The sequence below is a fragment of the Streptomyces sp. NPDC051907 genome (assembly GCF_040681075.1).
Classification (GTDB): domain Bacteria; phylum Actinomycetota; class Actinomycetes; order Streptomycetales; family Streptomycetaceae; genus Streptomyces.
In genome coordinates, this window is sequence record NZ_JBFAYB010000002.1 from 136,788 (window position 1) to 161,805 (window position 25,018).

General features: G+C 70.6%; 23 protein-coding genes, 1 tRNA gene and 1 pseudogene. 11 read left to right on the forward strand and 14 right to left on the reverse strand.

Going from position 1 to position 25,018, the window contains the following annotated elements:
- Positions 1 to 218 precede the first annotated feature (218 nt).
- Complete coding sequence (locus AB0M39_RS01960) at positions 219 to 4,244, forward strand: CHAT domain-containing protein (protein WP_365359065.1); 4,026 nt, start codon at positions 219 to 221, stop codon at positions 4,242 to 4,244.
- A 154-nt stretch (positions 4,245 to 4,398) separates the two neighbouring features.
- Here AB0M39_RS01960 and AB0M39_RS01965 read toward each other — a convergent pair whose 3' ends face one another.
- The 3 genes from AB0M39_RS01965 to AB0M39_RS01975 form a co-directional block, all read right to left on the reverse strand.
- The gene (locus tag AB0M39_RS01965) at positions 4,399 to 4,872 is read right to left on the reverse strand and encodes a hypothetical protein (protein WP_365359067.1); all 474 of its coding nucleotides are present in this window, start codon (positions 4,870 to 4,872) and stop codon (positions 4,399 to 4,401) included.
- A 145-nt stretch (positions 4,873 to 5,017) separates the two neighbouring features.
- A complete protein-coding gene (locus AB0M39_RS01970; RefSeq protein ID WP_365359299.1) occupies positions 5,018 to 5,668 on the reverse strand; it encodes a class F sortase in 651 nt (216 codons plus the stop codon).
- 17 nt (positions 5,669 to 5,685) lie between these two features.
- A complete protein-coding gene (locus AB0M39_RS01975; RefSeq protein ID WP_365359069.1) occupies positions 5,686 to 6,507 on the reverse strand; it encodes a hypothetical protein in 822 nt (273 codons plus the stop codon).
- A gap of 712 nt (positions 6,508 to 7,219) precedes the next feature.
- On the opposite strand from AB0M39_RS01975, the gene AB0M39_RS01980 reads away from it, so the two are divergent.
- Both AB0M39_RS01980 and AB0M39_RS01985 read left to right on the forward strand, forming a co-directional pair.
- Positions 7,220 to 8,113 (forward strand): phytanoyl-CoA dioxygenase family protein, encoded by an 894-nt coding sequence (locus tag AB0M39_RS01980; RefSeq protein WP_365359301.1) that lies wholly within the window; start codon positions 7,220 to 7,222, stop codon positions 8,111 to 8,113.
- A pseudogene (locus AB0M39_RS01985) lies at positions 8,110 to 8,574 on the forward strand (DUF6309 family protein); the annotation flags it as partial. The gene AB0M39_RS01980 and the pseudogene AB0M39_RS01985, both read left to right, overlap by 4 nt.
- A gap of 48 nt (positions 8,575 to 8,622) precedes the next feature.
- Here the strand turns inward: AB0M39_RS01985 and AB0M39_RS01990 are convergent.
- A complete protein-coding gene (locus tag AB0M39_RS01990; RefSeq protein WP_365359071.1) occupies positions 8,623 to 9,369 on the reverse strand; it encodes an SDR family oxidoreductase in 747 nt (248 codons plus the stop codon).
- 93 nt (positions 9,370 to 9,462) lie between these two features.
- On the opposite strand from AB0M39_RS01990, the gene AB0M39_RS01995 reads away from it, so the two are divergent.
- Entirely contained in the window at positions 9,463 to 10,797 is a 1,335-nt protein-coding gene (locus AB0M39_RS01995) for a glutamate-1-semialdehyde 2,1-aminomutase (protein WP_365359073.1), read from the forward strand.
- A gap of 108 nt (positions 10,798 to 10,905) precedes the next feature.
- Here AB0M39_RS01995 and AB0M39_RS02000 read toward each other — a convergent pair whose 3' ends face one another.
- Positions 10,906 to 12,219: an RICIN domain-containing protein gene (locus AB0M39_RS02000; RefSeq protein ID WP_365359075.1), complete on the reverse strand. Its 1,314-nt coding sequence runs from the start codon at positions 12,217 to 12,219 to the stop codon at positions 10,906 to 10,908.
- Positions 12,220 to 12,846: 627 nt separating this feature from the next.
- On the opposite strand from AB0M39_RS02000, the gene AB0M39_RS02005 reads away from it, so the two are divergent.
- On the forward strand, positions 12,847 to 13,605 hold the full coding sequence (locus AB0M39_RS02005) for a glycoside hydrolase family 16 protein (protein ID WP_365359077.1): 759 nt from the start codon (positions 12,847 to 12,849) through the stop codon (positions 13,603 to 13,605).
- A 419-nt stretch (positions 13,606 to 14,024) separates the two neighbouring features.
- Positions 14,025 to 14,225 (forward strand): hypothetical protein, encoded by a 201-nt coding sequence (locus AB0M39_RS02010; RefSeq protein ID WP_365359079.1) that lies wholly within the window; start codon positions 14,025 to 14,027, stop codon positions 14,223 to 14,225.
- Between the two features lie 31 nt (positions 14,226 to 14,256).
- On the opposite strand, the gene AB0M39_RS02015 is transcribed toward AB0M39_RS02010, so the two are convergent.
- On the reverse strand, positions 14,257 to 14,754 hold the full coding sequence (locus AB0M39_RS02015; protein WP_365359081.1) for a DUF5994 family protein: 498 nt from the start codon (positions 14,752 to 14,754) through the stop codon (positions 14,257 to 14,259).
- A gap of 318 nt (positions 14,755 to 15,072) precedes the next feature.
- Between AB0M39_RS02015 and AB0M39_RS02020 the strand changes: the two genes are divergently transcribed.
- Together AB0M39_RS02020 and AB0M39_RS02025 are read left to right on the forward strand one after the other, a co-directional pair.
- Positions 15,073 to 15,645: a DUF5994 family protein gene (locus AB0M39_RS02020; protein WP_365359083.1), complete on the forward strand. Its 573-nt coding sequence runs from the start codon at positions 15,073 to 15,075 to the stop codon at positions 15,643 to 15,645.
- Between the two features lie 5 nt (positions 15,646 to 15,650).
- A complete protein-coding gene (locus tag AB0M39_RS02025; protein WP_365359085.1) occupies positions 15,651 to 15,839 on the forward strand; it encodes a hypothetical protein in 189 nt (62 codons plus the stop codon).
- Between the two features lie 189 nt (positions 15,840 to 16,028).
- Here AB0M39_RS02025 and AB0M39_RS02030 read toward each other — a convergent pair whose 3' ends face one another.
- Positions 16,029 to 16,826, reverse strand: coding sequence for an exodeoxyribonuclease III (locus AB0M39_RS02030; protein ID WP_365359087.1), 798 nt, complete (start codon positions 16,824 to 16,826; stop codon positions 16,029 to 16,031).
- 50 nt (positions 16,827 to 16,876) lie between these two features.
- On the opposite strand from AB0M39_RS02030, the gene AB0M39_RS02035 reads away from it, so the two are divergent.
- Together AB0M39_RS02035 and AB0M39_RS02040 are read left to right on the forward strand one after the other, a co-directional pair.
- The gene (locus tag AB0M39_RS02035) at positions 16,877 to 17,437 is read left to right on the forward strand and encodes a GNAT family N-acetyltransferase (RefSeq protein ID WP_365359089.1); all 561 of its coding nucleotides are present in this window, start codon (positions 16,877 to 16,879) and stop codon (positions 17,435 to 17,437) included.
- 116 nt (positions 17,438 to 17,553) lie between these two features.
- Positions 17,554 to 18,546 carry a peptidase gene (locus AB0M39_RS02040; protein WP_365359091.1) on the forward strand — a complete coding sequence of 331 codons (993 nt, stop codon included), beginning with the start codon at positions 17,554 to 17,556 and terminating at the stop codon, positions 18,544 to 18,546.
- Positions 18,547 to 18,716: 170 nt separating this feature from the next.
- Here the strand turns inward: AB0M39_RS02040 and AB0M39_RS02045 are convergent.
- The 7 genes from AB0M39_RS02045 to galU form a co-directional block, all read right to left on the reverse strand.
- Positions 18,717 to 18,790 (reverse strand) — tRNA-Ala (locus AB0M39_RS02045).
- Between the two features lie 275 nt (positions 18,791 to 19,065).
- Positions 19,066 to 20,151, reverse strand: a complete 1,086-nt coding sequence (gene glpR, locus AB0M39_RS02050; RefSeq protein ID WP_365359093.1) for a gephyrin-like molybdotransferase receptor GlpR — start codon at positions 20,149 to 20,151, stop codon at positions 19,066 to 19,068.
- 145 nt (positions 20,152 to 20,296) lie between these two features.
- Positions 20,297 to 20,899 carry a GNAT family protein gene (locus AB0M39_RS02055; RefSeq protein WP_365359095.1) on the reverse strand — a complete coding sequence of 201 codons (603 nt, stop codon included), beginning with the start codon at positions 20,897 to 20,899 and terminating at the stop codon, positions 20,297 to 20,299.
- 17 nt (positions 20,900 to 20,916) lie between these two features.
- The gene (locus AB0M39_RS02060; protein ID WP_365359305.1) at positions 20,917 to 21,363 is read right to left on the reverse strand and encodes a MogA/MoaB family molybdenum cofactor biosynthesis protein; all 447 of its coding nucleotides are present in this window, start codon (positions 21,361 to 21,363) and stop codon (positions 20,917 to 20,919) included.
- Between the two features lie 203 nt (positions 21,364 to 21,566).
- The gene (moaC, locus tag AB0M39_RS02065; protein ID WP_365359097.1) at positions 21,567 to 22,046 is read right to left on the reverse strand and encodes a cyclic pyranopterin monophosphate synthase MoaC; all 480 of its coding nucleotides are present in this window, start codon (positions 22,044 to 22,046) and stop codon (positions 21,567 to 21,569) included.
- 72 nt (positions 22,047 to 22,118) lie between these two features.
- Positions 22,119 to 23,420, reverse strand: coding sequence for a gephyrin-like molybdotransferase Glp (gene glp, locus AB0M39_RS02070; protein WP_365359099.1), 1,302 nt, complete (start codon positions 23,418 to 23,420; stop codon positions 22,119 to 22,121).
- A gap of 4 nt (positions 23,421 to 23,424) precedes the next feature.
- Positions 23,425 to 24,327: a UTP--glucose-1-phosphate uridylyltransferase GalU gene (gene galU / locus AB0M39_RS02075; RefSeq protein WP_365359101.1), complete on the reverse strand. Its 903-nt coding sequence runs from the start codon at positions 24,325 to 24,327 to the stop codon at positions 23,425 to 23,427.
- A 94-nt stretch (positions 24,328 to 24,421) separates the two neighbouring features.
- Between galU and AB0M39_RS02080 the strand changes: the two genes are divergently transcribed.
- The gene (locus AB0M39_RS02080) at positions 24,422 to 25,018 is read left to right on the forward strand and encodes a 5-formyltetrahydrofolate cyclo-ligase (RefSeq protein ID WP_365359103.1); all 597 of its coding nucleotides are present in this window, start codon (positions 24,422 to 24,424) and stop codon (positions 25,016 to 25,018) included.

The window sequence follows — 25,018 nt, forward strand, 5'->3', positions numbered from 1 at the left end:
GGGACCTGGCCGAATACTGCGCGGCAGGTCAGCCGACGACGTGCACGGTCACACCCAGGTCCCCGCGCGCACCCCCGTCCTTGCCTGGGCCGCCGAGTTCACGGATCCACCGTGCAACGCGTCCAGGACCTCGACGAGGTCCTCCCCCGCAGGGTCGACCTCAAGCACGTGTCCGGGCCATGCTGCTCTGGCCGGGACCGAGCGAAGGGGAGGCACGGGTGACAGCAGACGAGCAGAGCCGTGACACATTGCGCAAGGCGATCGAGGACCGCCTCGACCGGTGCGCCGGCGGGGACGTCCAAGCCGCCCTGGAGCCGCGGGCCATGGAACAGGCGAAGGCGCTGGGCGCCCTGCTGCGCGTGGACGACCAGGACGTGGCATCTCGGCTCGCGCTCGGCTGGCTGTACTGGCGCCGGCATGAGGCGCTCGGCGAGGCGGAGGACCAGCGACAGGCCATCGACCTGCTCGTTCTCTGCCTCCTCACCGGCACCGAACCCCGCCGATTGCCGGCGGCGCTGCTCCCTGGCCTCGTCGAGGAAGCCGTCAAAGCGGCCGAGCAACTCTCGGACCACGTCATGACCCAGCCCGATCCTCAACTGGCCACAGCCGCGGTCGCACTCTGGAGGCGCGTTCTGGACGTCGCCGACTTCGACAGCCGCCGGCGGTCGACGACGCTGTCGAACCTCGGAACAGCGCTCCAGACGCGGTACGGCAACGGCGGCACGGCCGAGGACCTCGACGAGGCCATCGGCTGCTTCCGACAGGCTCTGAGCACGATGGGCCCCGACGATCCCGCTACGCCGTTGATCCGTTCCAACCTGCTGTCCGCGGTGAATGCGCGTTTCTCGCGTCACGCCAGCCAAGGCGACCTCGACGAGATGATCCGCCTGTATCGGCAGTCGATCGCTGCGGCCCGACCCGACCACCCCCAGTGGTGGGACTGGCACGCCGATCTCGCGATGGCGCTGGTGGCCCTGTGGGAGTTCACCGGTACCCGGACCGACCTCGAGGAAGGGGTCACGAAGTTCCGGGAGGTGGTCAATGGTGCGTCTGCCGGGCACCCTCGTCTGACCGACTGGCGCTCGTTGCTGGGGATGGGGCTGGAGGCGCGGTTCAGGATCGCCGGCGACTGGGCGGACATCGACGAGGCGATCGGCCTTCATCGAAGTGTCGTGGCCGACACTCCGGTCGAAGACGCCGCTCGCCCGGGCTTCCTCACTGAACTCGGCGACGCACTGACCCTCCGCTTCTACTTCCGCGAGATCAAGGAAGACATCGACGAGGCGGTCGAAGTGCACCGGGAAGCCCTTGAGGCCACCGCATCGACGGATCCGGCACGACTCAGGAGGCTGTCCGTTCTGGGAGCAGCCCTGGAGACGCGATCCAGCTTCATCGGCGGCTCGGCCGACTTGGAAGAGGCAGTCAGGCTCCTCAGAGAAGCGACCGCCGTCATCTCCGCCGACGACGTCCTGGCACCCGACCGGCTGTTCAACCTCGGCAACGCCCTGCGCACACGTTTCCAGCAGGAGAAGCAGCCAGCCGACCTGGACGAGGCGATCGACCTGCTGCGCCGGGCGGCCTCAACCGCACCTCCAGGCAGTCCTGGACGCGTCGACCGTCAGGCCGCCCTGGGCATCGCGTTACACATGCGATTCGGCTACACCGGCATGCCGGACGACCTCCACGAAGCCATCACGGCGCACCAGGAAGCGGCCGCCGCTTCCGGCCCGACCGACCCCGAACGGCCTCGGCGGCTGTCCAATCTGGCAAGGACACTGAGCTCCCTGGCCACATGGACGGGGGCACTGGCGGACCTGAACCCCGCGATCGACGCTCTGCACAAAGCAGTCGAGGCCACTGGGGTCGACGACACGGCGTGGCCCGCCCGGGCATGCAACCTCGGCGGCCTGCTGTTCATCCGGTTCGACCACAGCGGCGCGCGGGCGGACCTGGACACGGCCGTCCGAATTCTGCGCGCCGTGGTCTCAGCGGCTCCGGACGACCATCCCGAACGACACCTCTTCAGGGTCAACCTCGGATTGGCTCTGCGGATCAGATTCGAGCGTTTCGGCAACCCGACAGACCTCGACGAGGCGATCGAGCGGATCCGAGGGGCGCTCGAGCACATCCCGGACGGCGACGAGCAGTACGCCAAGCTCCTTGCGGCGATGGGAATGGGGCTGAGCACACGCTTCCGGCTCAGCCGCGACCTGGCGGACCTGGACGAGGCGATCGCCGTGCACCGCCGCGCGGCGGCTGCCGTCCGGGAGGACTCCCCCGATCGGTCGATGGTCCTCTCCACCCTCGGAATCGCGCTCCACCTGCGCGCCGAACACAGCGGCGACGAGCACGACGAGGAAGAAGCGGTGGGCGTCTTCCAGGATTCAGTGGCGCTCGCTCCCCCGAACCACCCCGACCTGGGGATCGGACTGTCCCACCTCGGGGACGCGTTGCTCCGCCGCTTCCGGCGCACCGGCGCGCAGGCCGACTCCGTGGCCGCGGCCGACGCATTCGCACGGCACACCGCACTCGCCGCCGTACCGGCGTCCGAGCGTGTACGCACCGCTCGCCTCGCTGCGGCTACGGCCATGCCGTCTGAGCCGGCTCGGGCGGCACGGCTACTGGAGGCCGCCGTCAATCTGGTGCCCCAGATCGCACCGCGAGAGCTGGAGCGGCCGGACCAGCAGCACGCCGTGCGCAGTCTGACGGGCCTGGCCCCCGAAGCCGCTGCGCTGACCTTGCAGGACACCACGCTTCCGGAAGACGAACGAGCCTCCCGGGCACTACGGCTGCTCGAGGCGGGACGCGCCGTACTGCTCAGCCAGGCACTGGACACCCGCAGCGATCTGACGGACCTTCGGGCTCGCCATCCGGAACTCGCCCGCCGGTACGTCGAGTTGCGCGACGTGCTCGACCGCTCGCCCGAGCCCGGAGCCGCGACGCGCGACGACGAGATCCGAGGTGAGGCGACGGTCTCCCTGCTCCGCGCCGACTCGTTCGACCGGCGTCGCCTGGCGGACGAGTTCGCCGCCCTGTCGACGCACATCCGGACGCTGGACGACTTCGACTCCTTCGCCCAGCCCCCCACGACCAGTGAGCTGGTGGCCCAGGCCGGAGACGGACCGATCGTGGTCTTCAACACCAGCGACTACGGGACGGACGCCCTGCTCGTCACCTCGGCGGGCGTGAGCGCACTGCCGCTGCCCGGCGTCTCCCACAACACCCTCATCACCCAGATCAACAACTTCCACCGGGCACTGCGGACCGCCTCCGCCGGCGCCACCCCGCGCGCCCGCACGACCGCCCAGAAGCAGCTGTCGGAAGTCCTGCGATGGCTCTGGCACGCCATCGCCGAACCCGTCCTGCTCGCGCTCGGCTTCGACCGTGCCCCAGGCCCCGGCAAACCCCTGCCCCGGATCTGGTGGGCGCCGGGAGGGCTGCTCGGGCTCCTTCCCGTCCACGCGGCCGGCCACCACACCGACTCCCCCGACGATCCCGCCGCGCGCACCGTGATGGACCGGGTGGCGTTCTCCTACACCCCCACGATCCGCGCCCTGCGCTACGCCCGGCGGCGCACCGCCCAGGGCCGCCGGCCCGGGCGGGCGTTGATCGTGGCGATGCCGACCACTCCCGGGCTCCCGGGCGAGGGACGACTACACCACGTACGGGATGAGGCAGCCGTGGTCGCGTCCCATCTGACCGACTCCGACACCCTCATCGAGCCCGAACTCCCGCACTCTCTTCCCTCGGGCGTAGACGGGCATCCGACCCGCGCCAAGGTCCTCGACCGGCTCCCCGCCTACTCCGTCGCACACTTCGCCTGCCACGGGACAAGCTTCGCCGGCGACCCCTCCCAGAGCCACCTTCTGCTCCACGACCACGCAACTGCCCCGTTCACCGTTGCCGCCCTCGCGCCCTATCTCCTCGACAACACCGACCTGGCCTACTTGTCAGCCTGCGACACCGCCCTCAGCACCAACGCCGAACTCATCGACGAGTCGATTCACCTCGCCGCAGCGTTCCAGCTGGCCGGCTACCCCCAAGTCATCGGCACTCTCTGGGAGATCAACGACCACCACGCGGTCGACATGGCTGGCTCCTTCTATTCCGGTCTGAGAGACGAGAACGGAACCGTTGACCCCAAACGCGCCGCTCGTGCCCTCCACGACGCCACCGTCGCGGCACGCAACGCGCTTCCCGAAACACCGTCGCTTTGGGCCGCCTATATCCACGTCGGTGCTTGAGCAAGGGTGCTGCCTCGAGAAGAGCGGCGGTGCGGCGGGGTCGGTGACTTTGACGACGCTGCTGCCGTACCGCACTGCCCGCAACGCTCGTGATCACGCAGCTGGAATTGCGGAGCGGGCGATTGGTCGCCGGCCGCCCACCGGTGGAGCGTGTTCAGATCCGCTGATGCAGCAGCCTTTCACCGTCGGCACCGAGAATCAGCACGTTGCGGGCGGTGCCATCCTTGTTCGAACCGTGGTCTCCATCCCACCAGGCGACAAAGTCACGTGCCAGATCCGCAGCCTGTTCCCGGGTTTCCGGGGTGTAGTCGGTGGTCAGCTCGATGTCGTAGTCTTTTTGGGTCAGTTGCGTGGTCGTCAGCTTTGAGACGTGTGGCGCCGACTCATGGGCTCCGTTCTCTTCTGCCCAGGCTCGGAAGCTCTGCAGCAGGCCGGAATCCTCCGTACGGTTGGTGACTGCGGCGGCAGGCAGTGCGGCGGGCTTGTTGAAGACTCCGTCAAGGCAGCCCTGGACCCACGCTCCCCGGTCGGCCTCAGACTCAGGGGTGTCGGCGTCAAGAGCCCGTCGGGTGCAGCCGCCCCAGGTGTCCTCGCGAACTGCCGCTCCCTTGCCCGCCGTGTCGTACACGGACTTGCCCGCTTCGTGGCCCGCCCGGCAGGCCGTGACATCGGGCGGGAGTTGGCGGCTGGCCTCGGCCGCACTGTTGCATGGGTGGCGGCGCCGGATCGGCGCCCGCTGGGCCTCTTCTCCGACGTCGCCGCCCTCAGGGCGTCTACGCGACGCTGGTCATTCGGGCATACACCACGACGTTGTTGGGGTAGTAGTGGCGGTCCGCGTCGAAGTCGCCGCCGCAGGTGACCAGGCGCAGCGCCGCGTGGTCGACGTTCTTGTAGACCTCCAGAGTGGGGAACTCCTTCTTCGGGTACTCCGCGACGCGCTCCACGGTGAACATGGCCTTCTTGCCGTCCTGGCGCGTCACCTCGACGGCATCGCCGGCCTGCAGCGTCTTGAGCCCCTGGAAGACCGCGTCGTCGCCGTTCCAGGTCACGTGGCCGGCGATCACTGCGGGGCCCTCGGAGCCGGGGGTGGGGCCCGGCTCGTACCAGCCCGCCAGATCGGGGTTCTTCGGGGTCGTCATCGTTCCGTCCTTGTTCTGCCCCAGCGTCTCGAGTTTGCTCGTCACGCCGAGGGAGGGGATCGCGACCTGTTGTGGCACCGATCGGTCGAGGACTGCCGCTGCTTTGGCCCCGTCCGAGCCCGTCGCCGGTGTCTGACCGGGCTGCGCACCCTGGCCCTGGCCCTGGGGGGCGCCCTGGCCCGTCCCCGACGAAGCCGTGTCCTTGCCCCCGCAGCCGGACAGGAGCAAGGCCGCGACTACCGCGGCGGTCACCGGGATCGAAGCCCGCCGCACTCCGGCCCGCATGCTCGTCAGTGAGCGGCTCACGCAGCACCCCCGGTCTTCGCCGTCGCGGCGCCGGACGTCATACGACGGCGTGCCACGAGCAGCGCGCCCGCCGCCGCCATCGTGGCCGCCGCCGTGCCGCCGATCACTGTGCCCGACGAGATGCCTCCCGCCTCGGCGCCGGTGCCCGTCTCGATCCCGCCGACCGGGACGGACCCGACCGCGGCGCCCTTGACTACACCGCAGTTGGCCGGAGCGGTGGCCTCCTGGGGGAGCTTCGGGTCGAGTTCGCTCTTGCCGGCGCCCTCGAAGTCGTACTTGTTGTTGTCGTTGCGGTCGATGCCGTGCTGCACGATGTGCAGGTCCTTGATCTTCTCCACCACGTCCGGCGAGACGGGGATCGTCCGCTTGTAGGTGATCTTGCCCTCCTGGTCGGCCACCGGCATTCGGTCCACGGCCAGGCCGCTGGTCGCGGCGTCGGTGTCGCCCGAGACGGTGAGCGCGATGTTGATGTCGCCGTAGTGGACCGTGGCCTCGGTGTTGTTGAGGATCTTGTCGCCGTTGGTGTCGGCGCTTGCGTCCGGGCAGACGAAGTCGTGACCGTCGGTCGAGCCGTGCAGGTGCTGCGCCGACGGCTGTCCGGGCACCAGGCCCTCGGACTTGATCCACACGGTCAGCTTGTCGCCCCGGATGCTGACCAGGGCAGTGCCCTTGGAGCCGGTGTCGTTCAGCTGCTCCAGATCGATCTGATAGGCCGGGGTGTCCTCCGCGAACGCCGGGGACGAGACGGCGGCCACCGTCAGTAGGGCGGCGGGCAGAGCAGTAAACGCCGCGAGACGGCTGGTTCGCTTGGACATCACGTTCGTTCCTTTTCCGCGGCCCTGTTGGAGGGCCGCACCTCGTGCGGATCCCTGGCGAAGCCCGAAGGCTCGACCGATGCGCATCCGGAGCATCAACACGCTTGCCCGCATTCCAGGTGAAGGGCGTCCCTTCTTGTTGCGAGCAATGTGCAGTTACCTTTTAGAACGCAGGGAGTCCCGCGCGTGTTCAAAGGCGCCCAGGGGGAGTTGTCCGTCTCGGCCATCGCGGCGAAGAACCCGAACAGCAGCCTCCCTGGCCGCTGGGGTCGCACATCCCCTGGAGGGGTCCGGCGAGCATCTCCAGGACCGGGCCGTGGGCGGTGAAGTGGTCGGCCAAGGCGGCCCGTTCGTTCGTATCGGACGGTGAGGCTGTGGTACCCGAAGAACCGGGCGATCGACCGTTCGATCTTCCAGCGCTGCCGACCGAGGCGTTCGCCGGACTCGATGTCAGGCCCCGCGATGCGCGAGACGAGCCCGCGCTCGCGCAGCCAGGCCAGGTGTTCGGCGCGAGTTGGATCGGTTCGACGGGCGGATTGCGCCGCTCCTCCGAGGGTGGGGAGGCGGTCCGGCGCCGACCCGTCTTGGGCGCACGAACCGGCCGCTCGCCCGTGCCATCGGCGCCTCGCCCGTCCCGGAAAGAACCCTCCGCCTCTGTGAGGCCCTGATGTCGCACCTCCAGGGCTGGGGACCGGCCATTCCGCCGCGCAACGGCATGGCTCCGGAAGGACCTGGATATGGATGGCGCAGCCCGATCTATACCTGGCCGCCCATCGGTGTACAACGGAGGTTCAGCCGCGTGATCGCCGCTTCGGGTACCGCACCGCACATCAAGGAGTTCGACGAGAAGGGGTTCCTGGTGCTTCCGGGTCTTCTACCCAGCCATTTCGTCGGACGTCTGACACGGGAGGTCGACCACTGGGTCGATTCCGGGTTGCGACAGCGTTCCATCGACGCCTGCTTACGCCCGGATCGGTGCCCGGTACCGGACACGGTCGAGCTGGATATGACGGCACACGGGGAGCTGGCCGCGTTCCCGCCGCTGCTGGAACTGCTGGAGGACGAGAACCTGCTCGGCCCTGCCTTCGTGTTCCACCACCTCCACAGTGACCGCCGCCCCTCCGGAGCCCCGGGCAAGCCCTGGCACCACGACTACGAGCAGCGACCCCAGCGGCATCGGCTGCTTCCGATGGTTCACGTTCTTCACTACATCCAAGGCCTGCGGCCGGGCATGGGCGCTCTCGCCGTGCTGCCCGGCTCGCACCACGAGGTCGCGGAGAAGGACGCCCGCAGTCATCTCGGGACGGGCGCCCTGCCGGGTGAGGTACTGATCACCGAGCTGCCCCCTGGGTCAGCGGTGGTTCTCCACTCCGCGCTGTTCCACACCCGACGTGCCGGGGACGCGTCCGCGGCCGAGGGCACCGACAGGTACATGATCGACGCGTCGTACTGCCGTACGGGTGAGCTGTGGCCGCCGGTCAAGCCGTACTGGCGCCGGATACTGGCGGTCGGCCGGGAGCGCCGGCTGGGACAAGGACGGTGGGCGGAGTTGTTCGAGGAACGTCATTTCGGCGTGTACGAGCCGGGCGACGCCGGGCGGGCGGCATGAGGGTCCTGGAGGCCGTCTCCTTCGACACGGTCCTGGGTCACTTCACGCGGCGCCATCCCTACCACCCTGGAGACTTGGCCAACTCCAACGACGAGGCGCAGACCCATATCCGCAACGCTCAGGCCCTCGCGGAGGGCCGCTGGCACCGGGTGCTGCTGGAGGGGCCGGAGGTCAGCGGCGTGGTGCTGCCCTGGCATCTGGGCGAGGACGGGGAAGTCGAGCTGATCCCGAGGACGGGCCTCACCGTGCGGGCCGCCGCCGCCCGGCTGGCGGCTCTGGGGGATGCGTACGCCGCGTCCAATCCGCTGTGCGCCCGCAAGCTGGCGCGCCAGGTCCACGCCGAGCCCACCGCGGTGTTCCTGAGCACCAGGGCAGTGGAAGGACCGGACTACGAGGGACTGTCCGTCCGGGAAGGGCTGGTCCACCTGGACGGACTGCACCGGATGCTGGCCTGGGAGCGGGCGAAGCGCCTGGCGCCCGGCCAGCTGCTGAACGCGTACGTGGCGGGTCTATCCCCGGCCGACGTAGGGCATGGCGCTGGGCATGACCAGGACGGACTGGATGTTCACCCCGACCGGAAGGGCGGCCATGGCCCGGACCATGTCGACCACGTGCCGGATGTCCATGGTGGGCTCCACCCGCAGTGAGCCGTCGGACTGCCGGACGGCGGGCTGCGGACGGTCGGCGGGGGTCACATTGCCGATGTCGATCTGTCCACAGGAGATGTCGTAGCGGCGGCCGTCGAGGGAGAGCGAGCGGGTGATGCCGGCCACGGCGTGTTTGGCCGCGGTGAACGCGACCGAGTCCGGCCTCGGCATCTGGGCGGACGGGGCCCCGTTGTTGACGATCCGCCCGCCCCGGGGGGCCTGCGCCTTCATGATCCGGAAGGCCGCCCGCGAACACAGGAAGGTTCCGGTGGCGATCGAGTCCATGACCCGATGCCAGTCCGCCACGTCCACGTCCTCGGTTGGCGTGTACGGCATGACGTCAGCGGCGTTGTTGAACAGCAGGTCCAGACGTCCCCACCGTTCCACCACTGCGGAGAACAGCGCGTCCACGGACTCCGCGTCGGTGACGTCCGCGGGCAGCACCACCGCCCGGTCGCGGTCGCGGGCATCGGCGAGGCGCGCCGATTCACGCAGCCGCTCCTCACGACGGCCGGTCAGCACGACCGTCCAGCCGTCGGCCAGCAGACCCAGGGCACAGGCCTGCCCGATACCGCTCCCCGCCCCTGTGACCACAGCCGTCCTCACCACACCGCACCACCCCTTCGCCTCACGCCGTCCATGACGTCGGTCCGAACACCCGCAAGCGTCTCCCCCGGCACACCTCAGCAAACAGGAGCAGCCATGACCGACCGTTTACAGGCGCTGCACGGCACGGACGGCAGCAGGTCGTGGTTCGAGCGTGCGCAGAACTCCCTCGCGGGCGGAATCAGTTCGTCCTCCCGCCTCACCTCCACAGGGCCGCACCCCTACCCGCTCTACATCAGCAGCGGGTCCGGCTCCCGGATCCGGGACGTCGACGGCAACGAGTACATCGACTACCTCATCTCCTACGGCAGCGCCGTTCTCGGCCATGCCCCGCCCGTGCTGACGGACGCCCTCACCCAGGTGCTGCACAACGGCACGATGTTCGGCACCTGCAACGTCCCGGAGGTAGAGCTGGCGGAGACGATCTGCCAGATGGCGCCCTGCGCGGAACTCGTCCGCTTCGCGAACTCCGGCAGCGAGGCCGTACAGGGCGCCGTACGCACTGCCCGCGGCCACACCGGGCGCTCCCGGATCCTGAAGTTCGAAGGGCACTACCACGGGTGGTCGGACACCCTGGCGATCTCGAACCGCCCCACGGAGCACGAGGCCGGCCCCTCCGGCACGCCACGGCCCGTCCCGCACTCCCCGGGAATCCCCGCCGGTGTCGTGGAGGACGTCGTGGTCTGCCCCTGGAACGACCTGAGCGCGCTGCGTGCGATGCTCGACGCCCATGCCGGGGAGCTCGCCGCCGTCATCTGCGAGCCGATCGTCGCCAACAACGCCTGCACCATGCCCGAGGCGGGATATCTGGAGGCCTTGCGCGAGGAGTGCACCACCCGCGGCATCGTGCTGATCTTCGACGAGGTCTGCACCGGGTTCCGCACCGGCCCTGGCGGCGCCCAGGCCCTCTTCGGCGTGGAACCCGACCTCGCCGTGTTCTCCAAGGCCCTCGGGGGCGGCCTGCCCATCGCCGCCTTCGCCGGACGCCGAGAGATCATGGACGCGCTCGCCTCGGGACGGGTCAAGCACGGCGGCACGTACAACGCCTCGCCGCTGTGCGCGACGGCCGCGCTGGTGACCCTGCGGCAACTCGGCGATCCCGCCGTCGTCCAGCGGATCGACGACACCGGCCGCCAGGTGATGGAGACGGCACGGAAGGCGGCGCACGACCAGGGAATCCCCTGCTCCGTGCAAGGCGTCGGCGCCATGTTCCAGACCGTCTTCACCGCCGACGGCCTCCCCACCCGCAACTACCGCGACCTGCTGCGCGTCGACCAGGTCCGGTCCCACGCCTTCCGGCATGAACTCCTCAAACGCGGAGTCCACGCCAACGCCTTCCCCATGGCCTGCTGGTTCGTCTCCGCCGCGGTCACGGACGACGACCTCGCGGCCACCTGCGAAGCTGTCACGGAAGCATTCAAGGCCCTGTGACGACAAACCCGCGATCACCCCGCTGGACCTGAACCCGGGGAGACGACATCGGCACCGGCGCAACGGTCGGCCGCGTCGCCGTCTGCGAGTCGGTGGCTGCTGCCCTGGTCATGGCCGGGGCAGGTTGGCTTCCATGCGGAAGACCGCGGCGGTTCCGCCTGTTGCCGCTTGTAGGGCGAGTCCGGGCCTGGAGGCGTCTCCCGGTACCTGGAGCCGTTGTCCTGTGCCGCGGTTGAGGAGCTGGTACTCGTCGGGAGCTGCGTCCGAGGATCGCATCGCCCATTGCTGGCGCTGGGCCCTGGGCGCGCACGTCTCGATGCGCACGGTGGTCTCAGCCGGCCGTCGGCTCTTGGAGGGTGCGGCCAGGCATGTGCCGCTGTCGCGGTGCTGGAGGGTCAGGAATCCCTGGTCGTCGATGCTGCGCCGCCATGTCTGCACGCCGTCTGCCGCACAGGGCTGATGGACTGCTTCTTCGGCTGCACCGAGCCCCAGGCACTCGGCGGTGCGTGTGCTGACCAGTGTCATGTCGACGGCGGGGGCTGGGCTGTCGGTGATCAGGTAGGGGCTGTTGGCCGCGTTCTCGTCGGGGCGTTGGGCGAGTGGGGTGCCGGGCTTGGGGCGTGGGGAGAAGTAGGCGAACTCGTCTTTGGTGCAGTCGAGTACGAGGGCGGCGAGGACGTCGTCGCAGCGCGGGGTGGTGTCCTGGGTGCGGCACATGGGGTCACGGCCTTGGTCGAGGCGTTTGTCGCAGTGGCTGACGCCGAACGTGTGGGTCATCTCGTGCGACATTGCCGACTCGTTGGCGCAGGGCCAGTTGACCGCGGCGGTGCCGGGGCCGAGGCCGGCTCGTTTGGAAGCCTGTTTTGGTTCCGAGGCCACACCGCAGAGTTTGACGTCGGTGTCGAAGAAGTACAGGATCCGCGTCCGTTTGAAGCGGTCGAGTTCTTCGCCGGTCAGCTGGGCGCCCTTCTGAGCGATGGCGGCGTCGGCCGCCTTGTGGCTTTCCGCGAAGTTGGGCGCGGATGCCGGGAGTCCGGGCAGGCTCAGCGTCATGACGTCGGCCTGGCACGAGGCGTCCTGCACGAGACGAGGGCGCCGGCTGTCCTTCTGGCCGAAGCGCTGGGCGCTGGCTTCGAAGATCTGGTCGATGTTCCACAGGGTCTGCCGGATGTGCTGCGCGGCGTCAGGCCGGGCCGGTTTCTCGGACTTGTGCACGTACACGGCCTGGTACCAGCCCTTGTCCGGACTGTCCTGGCTGTCACAGGCGAGGGGCAGAACGGCTCGCTGCTCCTGCGCGAGAGGTTTGGGCGCCTCCTGGCTGGCCCAGCCGGGCAGGCCCGCAGCCGACCAGCTGACCGCAGCGGCGGCAGCCAGGGCAACGGCGATGTGACGCTTCTTCTTGGCTTGATGACGGCGTGTCATTACCTCAGCTCCTTGCGGTTGCTGGAGCAGTGAGGGGCATATGTGTCGGGGCCGTCGTGGAGGTCGAGCCAGGCACTGTACACCACGGGGTGAGCCGGCAAGTCAACCCAGAGAAGAAGTAAAGATAGGGCAAAGAGGAGGGGCGGATTTGAACGCCGCACGTCCCCTTGTCGAATTCACCAAAAACGGAGACGAGTGAGGAACGCGCGCCGGACCGTCGCGGAGGTCAACCGCACCCCGGCAACTCACGCCGACTCCACTGGCTGAAGCGGCCCGAGACAGCCCGACCCGCAGTCCGCGGCAGCCGGGCCGCGACCAGCTCAATCCGCCTCCCACGAGCGAACCGACAACCCACCTCACCCCCAGCCCTGACGTCAGACCAGTTGAATACCCTCCTCGCGCTCAGGGGCAGCGCAGAAGGTGAACAGGGGCACTCGCGACTCGCAGCATTCCGTCCAGTCGTTTCCGCAACCACCCCGGAGGACGATGATGAAAGCTCACGCACGCAAGCGCCGGACCAGACGCCTGCTCGCGCCACTGGTGGCACTCACGGTGCTGCCGACCTTCTATGTCACTGCCCAGGCGGGGCAGGAGACCCATGGCGCGCCCGACGCAGGTCGGACAACGATGTCAGAAGCCTCCGCCGTCAGCGCCTCCACGCCTGCCTCGGCCCGGCCGCGCGGTGTCGCCGAGCCGGGCAAGCTGGTCTTCAGCGACGAGTTCGACGGCAAGCGCCTCAACGAGGCCAAGTGGAACGCCAGAGACCAGGAACGCACACAAAGCAAACGCAAAGACGGCCTGCGCTGGTGGTACAAACCCGAGAACGTGTCCGTCGGCGACGGCAAACTCTCCCTGGGCATCAGCAAACTGGGGCACAACCAGTACGGCGGCGCCCGCGTCGACACCTGGCGCAAATTCGAGTTCACCTACGGGACCGTCGAGTTCCGCATGCACATACCCCCCGCACAGGGACACCTGGCGGCCGCGTGGATGCAGAGCGCCGTCAAGGAGTCCCAGACCGGCACCGGAGCCGACGGCACGGAGATCGACCTCATCGAAACCCCCTACCCGACCGACCGATTCGCCACCTCGATCCACTACGACGGCTACGGCCCAGACCACAAGACCGCCTCGACCAGAACCACCAAACCCGGACTGCGCACCGGCTACCACACCCTCGCCCTGCACTGGACGCCGAAGAAGCTGACGTTCCTGTACGACGGGGAGGAGATCTGGACGGTCACCGACCCCGCACTCATCAGCCGCGTCAAGGAGTTCCCCATCGCCTCCAACGAGATCCTCCAGTGGGCCAAGGGCGACATCCGCGAAGCACCACTGGACGCCTCCTCCGCAGTGCTCGTCGACTACATCCGCGTATGGCAGTAGACCCAGCATGCGGCCGCAGGTGCCGGCCTGTCCTTCGGCCGTGGCGTCACCAGGCTCCCGCCGAAGGGAGCGAAGGGGACGCAAAGGCGGCTGGACCGGATCCGCCGCCGCTGACCGACGGATTCGGGCGCGCGACAGACCTGGCGGGAGCGGCGACGGCCCACTACGCGCGGCTCGCAGCGGTGTGACCTTGCGATCCGGCACCTTGCTTCGCATTGCCCCACCTGGGCCGGATACTCGTCGCGAACCCGTCAAGCCTCGGACTCTGAAGGGATGGCCGGCCTTCCGACACTGCCACACCGGGGAGGGGCGTCATCGGTGTGCCTCGCTTCGCGGTCGACGTGATGCAGACCGTCGCGGTGCGTGTCAGCGTGATCGGAGAGGAATCCATACCCCCCGCATCAAGAGGAGTCGCCGTCATGGACGGTAGGCAGGACAAGCGCCAAGAGCCGGGCAAGGGGCGTGAGGCGCAGGAACACCGTCGCCCCGGAGACCCTGCGCAGCCCCAGCCCGGCAAGTCGTCCCGCGAGAAGGGACACAAGCCCGGTCAGAAGGAGGCCTCGCGCCGCCGCGAGGACGATCTTCTGCGCGAGGAGGACCTGCACGACGAGGGGCTCTGACCGGCGCACCACTCGGCCGCTGGATTCGGGGTCAGCCCGCCGCCTCGGCGGTGCCGTCCTCAGGTTCGGGTGTGGTCGCGATGAGGATCTGAGTGGCCTGCGTGGTGTTGTCGGCGCGGACGGCGCGGGCCATCGCCTCGTGGGCGGCGTGGGCGTTGGTGTCCGGGGGAACCACCAGCAGGGCGAAGTGGTCGTTGTGGCCGCGAGTGACGAGGACGGTGTCGTCGCCGACGGGGTCGGCGTCGAGGTGCACGACCTGGCCGTCGATGACCAGACGGGTCGGGACGTCCTGCCAGGCGGAGGTGTCCAGGCCAACCCGCGTGATGGGCCCGAGGTGCGCGGTCAGTGCCGTGATCAGTGCGGGCAGCTCGATCGTGACGTCCCTGGAGCGCGGCCACCAGGCGCCGTCCAGGAGCCCTTGGCGGGACTGTGTGGTTTCCAGCCGAAGCAGGGCGGTGCCCGGCTTGACCGCTTGGTGGATCGCGTCCGGGAGGAGCTTCAAAGGGGCGGGGTTGTCGGATGCGGCCATGGTGATTCCGCCTGTCTCGCGGTGCGGCGGCACCCCGTTCGTCGGCCGGCAGCGGCGTCGAAAGGGCTGTTGAGCTGCGGAGCGTCTCCGTCGTTTCACGGTACTCCGCCCACTCCGACGGTGCGGCGAGGGGGACCGACTGCGCCGCTGTCGCCATCTGCGCCAGAAAATACCTGGTCAGAAGCGGCTTCCTGGATCGCGAACCGGAGTACGGTGAAGAAACCGGGAGTATTTCGCACACCCGCTCCCACGCGGACGTCGTTTCCGGCGATCACTGCACCGGGCCGTTCGCGAACGGTCCGGGGACGGGTCCGCGACATGGCCACGACCCTCGACCGCGCTGCGCAGCCGGCTGTTGTCCTGCGCCCGGCCCGCTTGTCCCTTACGCCGAAGACCGCCCTCGCAGGTCAGCTGGACGGTGCCTGGTGGCCCCGCTCTCGTGACCTCGAAGCCGAGCTCCCCGCTCTCGCCGCCGCTCTGGACGAGCCCTGGGGGCGCGTCACCCGTGTCAGCGTGAACCCCAGCCGCTGGCCGGTCGTCCCGCGCACGGTTGCCGTGGACGGGCGCGTGCTGCACGTCGGCTGGTTCACCGAACAGGACCCTGACAAGCTGATCCTGCTCTCCTACACCGTCGGCCGCTGGGACCTCCTCGTGATCCCGCCCGAGACCGAGGCCGCGGCCGCGGCCCGCCTGATGGCCGCCGCGGCGATCCCGGGCAGCGTCCTGGCCGCAGGCGTCCTGATGGCCAACGAGACCGTCATCGGGCGCGGCATCCGCGACGCGCGCCGCCGGGAAGCCACCTGGGAGGGCGAGGGCGGGGCCTGCATGTCCCCCTTCGGGGAGCCGATGGGCCGGTCCGCCCTGCCGCTGCCCGGAAACGGGTGGAGGTGAGCTCCGTGGAGACCGCCGTCCTCATCGCGGTGATCATCCTGATGATCGGCGTCGCAATGCGCTGGACCCACGTGCTGAACGCCCGGCACGACGCGCGGATCGAGGCCTACCGCTTCAGCGACCCTCTGCCGAGGCCTCCCGGCCTGCCGGACGACACCGGTCGTCGAGCACACCACACGGGTGCCGACCGGTGAGGAACGGACCTTCCTCCGACCGGGGGCAGCGGTGGGGGGGGCGCGGGGCCCCCCCCCCCCCGCCGCCGCACACCCCCCGACGGGAGGCCCCCCCCCGGCCCCCCCCCCCCCCCCCCCCCGGGCTGCCCGCCCAGGGCGTGTCACCCCCGCTCCGGGGGCTGCACCCACGCCCCCCGCCCCCCTCGCCCCCTACCCCTCGTACACCACCGTCACCGGCGCATGATCGCTCCACCGCTCGCCGTGCGTCGCCGCCCGCTCCACCCACGCCTTGACCGCGCGGCCCGCCAGACCCGGCGTCGCCACCTGGTAGTCGATGCGCCAGCCCGTGTCGTTGTCGAAGGCGCGCCCGCGGTACGACCACCAGGAGTACGGCCCCTCCTGGTCGGGGTGGAGCGCCCGTACGACGTCCACGTACGCCGCCTCGTCGAAGACCCGGGAGAGCCACTCCCGCTCCTCGGGCAGGAACCCGGAGTTCTTCTTGTTGCCCTTCCAGTTCTTGAGGTCCGCCTCCTGGTGGGCGATGTTCCAGTCGCCCGAGACCACGACCTCGCGCCCGTCCGCAGCCGCGCGCGCCTTCAGCTCGCTCAGGTACGGCAGGAACTCGGCCATGAACCGCGTCTTCTCGTCCTGCTTCTCGGTGCCGACCTCCCCCGAGGGCAGATACAGGCTCGCCACCGTGACGCCGGGCAGGTCCGCCTCGACGTACCGACCGCTGCCGTCGAACTCGCTCGACCCGAACCCGATCCGGACCGCGTCCGGCTCGCGCCGCGTATAGAGGGCGACGCCCGCGCGCCCCTTCGCCGCGGCCGGCGCGTGGACCGTGTGCCAGCCCTCGGGCTGACGCACCTCGTCGGGGAGCTGGTGCGCCTCGGCGCGGACCTCCTGGAGGCAGATCGCGTCGGCTGAGGTCGTGGCCAGCCACTCCACGAAGCCCTTCTTCGCGGCGGCCCGCAGGCCATTCACATTCACGGTCGTCACGGTGAGCATCCCGGCACCATACCGACCTCGCCGCATCCGCATGCACGTACGATTTCCGGATGACTTTGCACCACACGCCCCGGCCCGCCCCGGGCCCGGCCCCCGCGTCCGGGGCCTCGCACGTCCTGCGACCCGTGCCGTTCGACCACCCCGACGCCGTCAAGCTCAACGACGAGGTACAGCTGGAATACGCCGAGCGGTACAAGCAGGACGGCGAGAGCGAGGGCGATGTCACACCCCTCGACGCCACGATGTTCGCCCACCCGCTCGGGCTCTACCTCATCGCGTACGACGACGGGGGCCGCGCCGTCGCGAGCGGCGGCTGGCGCTCCCAGGACGCGAACGGCGAGGGCTACGCGGACGGAGACGCCGAGCTCAAGCGCATGTACGTGATCCCCGAGGCGCGCGGCCTGGGCCTGGCCCGGACGATCCTCGCGGCCCTGGAGGAGGACGCCCGCGCCGCCGGCCGCACCCGGATGGTCCTGGAGACGGGCATCCGCCAGCCGGAGGCGATCGCCCTGTACGAGTCCACCGGCTACACGCCCGCCCCGCAGAAATTCGGCCACTACCGCGACTACGAGAACAGCCGCTGCTTCGCGAAGCCTTTGTCGCGCCCCTGACATATCTCGGAATCCCGTGGCACTCTGCCTCACGCACGCCGATCCGCACCGCCTCGATCCCCCCCCCGGCCCGCGCGACACCCCGCGCGGGCACGGCACGGCAGAAGGAGACATGCGTGAGACGCCATCGCATCGCCGTGGGAATCCCGTTGACCGTCGCCGCCTTACTCGCCGGCGCTCTGTCGGCCGGCGCCGCGGCCGCCGCACCCCCCCCCCCCCCCCCCCCCGCGTCCTTCGCCCCTCAGCAGGCGGCGAAGGGTTTCTGGACCGCGGAGCGGATGCGCAGCGCCACCCCGCTCGATCTGATCCAGCCCGCGCCCGGCGCCCTCAAGGCCCCCTCGAAGGGCGGCAAGACGACCTCTATAGCGCCCACGCCCGCCCCCGGCGCCCCGAGCTCCATAGCGCGCACGGACCTCGGCCCCACCGCCTTCCCGCAGCCCGGCGGCCCCTGGACGAGCGGCGGCGCCGTGGTCAAGACGTCCGGCCGGGTCTTCTTCACCATGCAGGGCCGTACGGCCTCCTGCTCCGGCAACTCGGTCACCAGCAAGAACGGCAGCACCGTGATCACCGCCGGCCACTGTGTGAAGTACCAGGGCGGCTGGCACACCAACTGGGTCTTCGTCCCCGGCTACGACAACGGCCAAGCGCCGTACGGGCAGTGGAGCGCGACCAAGACGCTGGCCACCGACCAGTGGGCGGCGAGCGAGAACATCAACTACGACGTCGGCGCGGCCGTCGTCGCCCCGCTGAACGGCAAGACGCTCGCCGAGACGGTCGGCGCGCAGGGCCTGCAGTTCAACGGCGGCTACAACAAGGCGATGTACGCCTTCGGCTTCCCCGCGGCCGCCCCGTACAACGGCTCGAAGCTGATCTACTGCAGCGGCAACAGCTCGAAGGACTTCCTGTTCTCCCAGGACCACAGCCTGGGCTGCAACATGACGGGCGGCTCCAGCGGCGGCCCCTGGTTCACGTCCTTCAACGAGGCGACCGGCACCGGGCTCCAGGCCTCGGTGAACAGCTTCGGCTACATCTTCCTGCCGAACCGGATGTTCGGCCCGTACTTCGGGCCCGAGGCGCAGGCGCTGTACGACAAGGCGCAGTCGTCCTGACCCGGCGCAGTCGTTCTGACCCGTCGGCGGGGCATGTGAGCGTCGCCACACTGTCGCCGCGTCGCCGGATCACCGTCGACCCGAGGCCGTCCGCGAGGCGATGTGCGCGCTGAAGCGGACAGCAGAGAGCCCCTGCCGGATTCCCCGGCAGGGGCTCTCAGTTGCTGTTGTGGACCTGTGGGGATTTGAACCCCAGACCCCCTCGATGCGAACGAGGTGCGCTACCAGACTGCGCCACAGGCCCTTGCAACGAGTGAAACTCTAGCATCCCCATCGGGGTGCTTGGAAATCCGTTCCCGCGCTGGTCACGCGGTCGCCTCTCCTATGGCGCGAGGTCGCCTCTCGCATGGCGCGAGCCGTCCCGCCACGCGCCGGCACGGCTATAGGCGCACGCGTCCACGACACCCGCCATAGGCGCACGCGTCATGACACTCGCTATAGGAGGCACGCGCCTCCACGACACCCGCCGCGCATCCGGGCGAGCCGCCGCGCCCCGCTCGTGCGGGGCGCGGCCTCGGCTCACTCGTTGGCGGCGCGGGGCCGGTCCTCGTCCGCGTACTGGTCGAAGAGCGGCGTGCGGCCGCGGTCGCCCCTGCGGCGCGGCGCGGGCGCCCGGCGGCTCGCGGGCGGCTCGGCCGCCGGGGGCGGGACCGGGGCGGGCGTGGGCTCGGCCGCCGAGGAGCGGGCCGAGCTCCAGGTCTCCGGGTCGCCGACCTCCACACCGCTCGTCGCCCGCGGGGCGACGGGAGCGGTGACGTACGTCGGCAGCGGGACCGGCACCGGCTCCCAGCTGTCGCCGCGCGCCGGGCCCCTCTCCCGCTGCTGGTCGACCCACTCCGCGTGGTCCGTCTGCTCGACGAGCGCGCGGCGGCCGGCCTCCTGCGGGGAGAGCGCGGGCGCGGGCTCCGGCTCGGGGTGCGCCTGCGGAGCCTCGTCCTCCTCCGTCGCCACGACCGGCTGACGGCGGTGGCGGCTCTCCCGCAGCCGCTGCGCCGCGGCCTCGGCGAGGCGGCGGTCCATGACGAAGGCGAAGCGCCGGCGCTCCTGCCGGCGCAGATGCACGATGTAGACGCTGAGCAGCACCGCGGGCAGGGCCGGGGCCCACAGGAAGCCCAGCCCGCCGACCGCTGCCACGATCGCGCCGAGCGTGAAGGCGAGGAAGAGGACCACGGTGGTGCGTCTGCGGCGGGCCAGGACCTTGGTACGCCGGGCGCGTTCGGCGGCGGCGCCGTTCGGCCGCGGACGCGGACGCTGGCGCTGACGCGGCGGACGGGCGTCCGAGCCCTGGACGTCCGCGGGGACCTCCAGCCGGGCTTCGGTGCGGGGCCGGGGCGCGGCGAAGGCCCGGACGTCCACGGAACTCAAACGATCCGTGGGCGCTTCCGGGTCCGCGTCGGCCTGTTCCTCCTCGGCGGTGCGTTCCTGCAGCTCCTTGGCGTACCGGCGCTCCATCGCCCCGCGTCCGGACAGCAGCCGGATGGCGGTGGAGAAGCGTTCCGTCGGACGTGCCTCGTTCAGCTCGTCCTGCCTGCGGAGCCACATCGGCACCAAGTAGGCGGCCCAGGCCCCGACGATGACTGCGTAGATGAGGCCGCTGCTGCTCACGCTTCACACCGTAGAGGGGTTCGCACGACGGGATCCGCCAATTGGCCCGGTGTGTCGCACGATCTGGCTGATATCACGGACTTTTTTTGTGATTGTTCAGATCAGTTGTCGGCAGGCGTCGATCAATATCGAACATTTATTTTATTTACCGTGGCGTCCCGGGTCGTGCCTGGTGCCAGCGGCGGAGCAGTCCCTCGGGCGTCTCCTCCGCCGTGAGCGCGAAGACCAGATGGTCCCGCCACGCGCCGTCGATGTGGAGATATCGGGGGCGCAGGCCCTCTTCGCGGAATCCGAGTTTCTCCACGACGCGGCGGCTGGGGCCGTTCTCGGGCCGAATGCAGACCTCGATGCGGTGCAGTCCGACCGAGCGGAAGCAGTGGTCGACGGCGAGCGCGACCGCCGTCGGCATGACGCCGCGGCCGGCGACCGCGCGGTCCACCCAGTAGCCGACATGGCCCGAGCACATCGAGCCCCAGGTGATCCCGGCGACCGTCAACTGGCCGACGAGACGCCCCTGGTACTCGATGACGAAGGGCAGCATCCGCCCGGCGTTGGCCTCGGCCCGCAGATGGCGGACCATCTGGCGGTACGTCGGACGCCGGGCCACCGGACCGCCGGGCGCGGGCGGCGGAATCGTCGCCTCCCAGGGGCGGAGCCAGTCGCGGTTGCGCCGGTTGACCTCGCGCCACGACGTCTGGTCGCGCAGCTTTATGGGGCGGAGGACGATGTCGCCGTCCGCCAGGATCACCGGCCACGCGGGGGCGTTCAGCTCGCGCTCCCTGCCGGTCTGGGGTGGTCTCCGCCACGGATCTGGTCGACCGCGTGCAGCAGGAGGGGCTCCAGCACGGCCAGCCCGTCGCGCACTCCGCCGCTCGATCCGGGCAGGTTGACGATCAGCGTGCTGCCCGCGACGCCTGCCAGCCCCCGGGAGAGCGCCGCCGTGGGCACCTTCTCGCGGCCGTACGCGCGGATCGCCTCGGGAATCCCGGGGATCTCGTGGTCGAGGACCTCGCGGGTGGCCTCGGGGGTGCGGTCGGTGGGCGAGACGCCGGTGCCGCCGGTGGTCAGGATGACGTCGTACGCGGCGCCCACCCCGTCCCGCAGCGCCCGCTCGACGGGCTCGCCGTCCGGGACGACACGGGGTCCGTCGACCCGGAACCCGAGCGCGGCCAGGCCCTGGGCGAGGATCGGGCCGCCCTTGTCCTCGTACACCCCGGCGGCGGCGCGGCTGGAGGCGGTGACGACGAGGGCCCGGCGACCGGCGGCGGGCTCGGGGGCGGGGGCGGGCTCGGGGCCACTGGCCTCGTCGGCGGACCGGCCGCCCGCTCCGGGCGCCTCGGCGCCGGCGGGCGTCCCCGCCTCCGGCTCGCGGCCGTGGCTGTGTCCGTACACGTCGCCCGCGCGCGGCGCGGGGCTCATGACCGGCTCCAGTCTCCGGACTTGCCGCCCGTCTTCTCCTCGACCCTGATGTCCGTGATCACCGCCGCCTTGTCGACCGCCTTGATCATGTCCACGACGGTGAGCGCGGCGACCGAGACCGCCGTCAGCGCCTCCATCTCCACGCCCGTGCGGTCCGTCGTCTTCACGGTCGCCAGGATCTCCACCGCGTCGTCCGCGACCGACAGGTCCAGCTTCACGCCGGACACGGCGAGCGGGTGACAGAGGGGGATCAGGTCGGGGGTCCGCTTGGCTCCCATGATCCCGGCGATGCGCGCGGTGGCCAGCGCGTCGCCCTTGGGCACGCCCTCACCCCGCAGCAACTCGACGACCTGCGGTGAGACCAGGACACGGCCGCTGGCGCGGGCGGTGCGCGCGGTGACGTCCTTCGCGGAGACGTCGACCATGCGGGCCGCCCCCGACTCGTCGATGTGCGTCAGCCTGCCTTCGGTACTCATCTGCTGTGGCGCTCCCGGTCAGGGCCCCGCTGGGCCTGTGTGGGCAGACACGGTACCGCCACAGCACCCCGGTCACCCGAGGAGGACCACCTCGACCTCCGCGCCGGGCTCGACCGAGGTGTCCGCCTCCGGGACCATGATCAGGCAGTCCGCGTGGGCGAGGGCCGCGATCAGATGGGAGCCTGCGCCACCCACCGGAGTGACGGCGCCCTGCTCCCGGTCGTACGAACCGCGCAGGAACTGGCGCTTGCCCGCCGGGGACGACAGGGCCTTGTCGGACTTGAGCACCGCGCGCGCCGTCGGCCGGCTGACGTCCTCGAGGCCCATCAGCGCCTTGATCGCCGGCCGCACGAACAGCTCGAAGGAGACGTACGAGGAGACCGGGTTGCCGGGCAGCGCGAGCAGCGGGGTGTGGTCGCGGCCGATGGCGCCGAAGCCCTGCGGCTTGCCGGGCTGCATGGCGAGCCTGCGGAAGTCGATCCCGCTGCCCGGCTCGTCCGCGTCGCCCGTCGAGGAGAGGGCCTCCTTCACGACGTCGTACGCGCCGACGCTCACGCCGCCCGTGGTGACCAGCAGGTCGGCGCGGATCAGCTGGTCCTCGATGGCGGCGCGCAGGGTCTCCGCGTCGTCGGCGACCGCGCCGACGCGGTAGGAGAGCGCGCCCGCGTCGCGCGCGGCGGCGGCCAGCGCGAAGCTGTTGGAGTCGTAGATCTGGCCCTCGGCCAACTGCTCGCCGGGCTGCACCAGTTCGCTGCCGGTGGAGAGCACGACGACCCTCGGGCGGGGCCGTACGCGCACGGTGCCGCGGCCGATCGCGGCGAGCAGGCCGATCTGCGGCGGGCCCAGGACCGTGCCCGCCTCCAGCGCCAACTCGCCCGCCTGGACGTCGCTGCCGCGGGCGCGGACATGGGCGCGCGCCTCGACCGGGCGGTGCACCCGCACCTCGCCGCTCGCGCCCTCGGGGGCCTCGCCGGCCGGGCGCATCGTCGTGGCCGCTCCCCCGCCGCTCCCGCCGTCGGTCCACTCGACCGGGACGACGGCCTCGGCGCCGGGCGGCAGCGGCGCGCCGGTCATGATGCGCGCCGCCTGGCCGGGTCCGACGGTCGGCAGCCCGCCGGCGCCGGCGGCCACGTCCCCGACGACCGTGAGGACGGCGGGGAACTCCTCGGTCGCGCCCGAGACGTCGGCCGTGCGGACCGCGTACCCGTCCATCGAGCTGTTGTCGAAGGGCGGCAGGGCGACCGCGACCGTGACGTCCTCGACCAGGACGCAGCCCTGGGCGTCGGGCAGTTGCAGCTCGATGGGGTCGAGCGGGCGGATCGCGCCGAGGATGTCGGCCAGATGGTCGTCCACCGACCAGATCGTGCTGCTCACGGTGTTACATCTCCTCGGTCACGTAACTGCGAAGCCAGGTCCGGAACTCCGGGCCCAGGTCTTCACGTTCGCACGCGAGTCTGACAATCGCCCGCAGATAGTCGCCGCGGTCGCCGGTGTCATAGCGGCGGCCCTTGAAGACGACTCCGTGCACCGGGCCGCCGACGTCCTCGTTCTCGGCGAGCTTCTGCAGGGCGTCGGTGAGCTGGATCTCGTTGCCGCGGCCCGGCTCGGTCTTGCGGAGTATGTCGAAGACGGCCGGGTCGAGGACGTACCGGCCGATGATCGCGAGGTTGCTGGGCGCGTCGGCCGGGGAGGGCTTCTCCACCAGATTCGTGATCTTGACGACGTCGCCGTCCGCGGTCGGCTCGACGGCCGCGCAGCCATAGAGATGGATCTGCTCGGGGTCGACCTCCATGAGCGCGATGACGCTGCCGCCCTCGCGCTCCTGGACCTCGACCATCCGGGCGAGCAGCGGGTCGCGCGGGTCGATCAGGTCGTCGCCGAGCAGGACCGCGAAGGGCTGGTCGCCGACGTGCGGGGCGGCGCAGAGCACGGCGTGGCCGAGGCCGCGCGGGTCGCCCTGGCGGACGTAGTGCATGGTGGCCAGGTCGCTGGACTCCTGGACCTTCGCGAGGCGTTCGGCGTCGCCCTTGCGGGTGAGCGCCTCCTCCAGCTCGTAGTTGCGGTCGAAGTGGTCCTCGAGCGGGCGCTTGTTGCGGCCTGTGATCATGAGCACATCGGAGAGGCCGGCCGAGACCGCCTCCTCGACGACGTACTGGATCGCGGGCTTGTCGACGACAGGCAGCATCTCTTTGGGAGTGGCTTTCGTGGCCGGCAGGAACCGGGTACCGAGGCCTGCGGCAGGGATGACAGCCTTGCTGATCCTGGGGTGCGACTGAGTCATGCCGAGCACCCTATCCGGTGCGTATGGGCAGAAGATGAGCTTCCGGTTAACTTCCTGCTCATAAATGATCATACGAGAGGTTTGGGAACGCGCAGTGAGCGATGATATGCCCGAAAAGAGTGCGTTGCGCCGTGAACTCCTCGATGCCCGGGGCCTTCTGTCACCTATGGACGTCACGGAGGCCGCCGCGGTTCTCGCGCGCCGGGCACTGGATCTGCCGGAGCTGTCCGAGGCCGGCACGGTCGCCGCGTATGTCTCCGTGGGGCGCGAGCCCGGGACGCGGGCGCTGCTCGACGCGCTGCGCGAGCGCGGCGTACGCGTCCTGCTTCCGGTCCTGCTCGCGGACAACGACCTGGACTGGGGCGCGTACGAGGGGGCGGACCATCTGGTGCGCGCGGGCCGCGGCCTGCTGGAGCCGGACGGCGAACGGCTCGGCGTGGGCGCCGTGGCAGAGGCGGACGCCGTGCTCCTGCCCGGCCTCGCGGTGGACGGCCGCGGCATGCGGCTGGGCCGCGGAGGCGGTTCGTACGACCGCGTCCTGGCCCGCCTCGCCGCGGCCGGCGCCGACCCCGCGCTCGTGGTGCTCCTCTACGCGAACGAGGTGGTCGCGCGGGTCCCTGAGGAGCCGCACGACCACCCCGTTCACGCGGTGGTCACACCGGAGGCGGTGCGGCGCTTCAAGCCGGCCTGA

What these genes read in the sequence shown, in the direction of transcription:
- AB0M39_RS01970 (WP_365359299.1), bottom strand. Translation starts at nt 5,668, where the DNA reads ATGCGGGCCGGAGTGCGGCGGGCTTCGATCCCGGTGACCGCCGCGGTA.
- AB0M39_RS02000 (WP_365359075.1), bottom strand. Translation starts at nt 12,219, where the DNA reads ATGACACGCCGTCATCAAGCCAAGAAGAAGCGTCACATCGCCGTTGCC.
- AB0M39_RS02035 (WP_365359089.1), top strand. Translation starts at nt 16,877, where the DNA reads ATGACTTTGCACCACACGCCCCGGCCCGCCCCGGGCCCGGCCCCCGCG.
- AB0M39_RS01980 (WP_365359301.1), top strand. Translation starts at nt 7,220, where the DNA reads ATGGCTCCGGAAGGACCTGGATATGGATGGCGCAGCCCGATCTATACC.
- AB0M39_RS02010 (WP_365359079.1), top strand. Translation starts at nt 14,025, where the DNA reads ATGGACGGTAGGCAGGACAAGCGCCAAGAGCCGGGCAAGGGGCGTGAG.
- AB0M39_RS01995 (WP_365359073.1), top strand. Translation starts at nt 9,463, where the DNA reads ATGACCGACCGTTTACAGGCGCTGCACGGCACGGACGGCAGCAGGTCG.
- AB0M39_RS02005 (WP_365359077.1), top strand. Translation starts at nt 12,847, where the DNA reads ATGTCAGAAGCCTCCGCCGTCAGCGCCTCCACGCCTGCCTCGGCCCGG.
- AB0M39_RS02020 (WP_365359083.1), top strand. Translation starts at nt 15,073, where the DNA reads ATGGCCACGACCCTCGACCGCGCTGCGCAGCCGGCTGTTGTCCTGCGC.
- galU (WP_365359101.1), bottom strand. Translation starts at nt 24,327, where the DNA reads ATGACTCAGTCGCACCCCAGGATCAGCAAGGCTGTCATCCCTGCCGCA.
- AB0M39_RS02015 (WP_365359081.1), bottom strand. Translation starts at nt 14,754, where the DNA reads ATGGCCGCATCCGACAACCCCGCCCCTTTGAAGCTCCTCCCGGACGCG.
- AB0M39_RS02030 (WP_365359087.1), bottom strand. Translation starts at nt 16,826, where the DNA reads ATGCTCACCGTGACGACCGTGAATGTGAATGGCCTGCGGGCCGCCGCG.
- moaC (WP_365359097.1), bottom strand. Translation starts at nt 22,046, where the DNA reads ATGAGTACCGAAGGCAGGCTGACGCACATCGACGAGTCGGGGGCGGCC.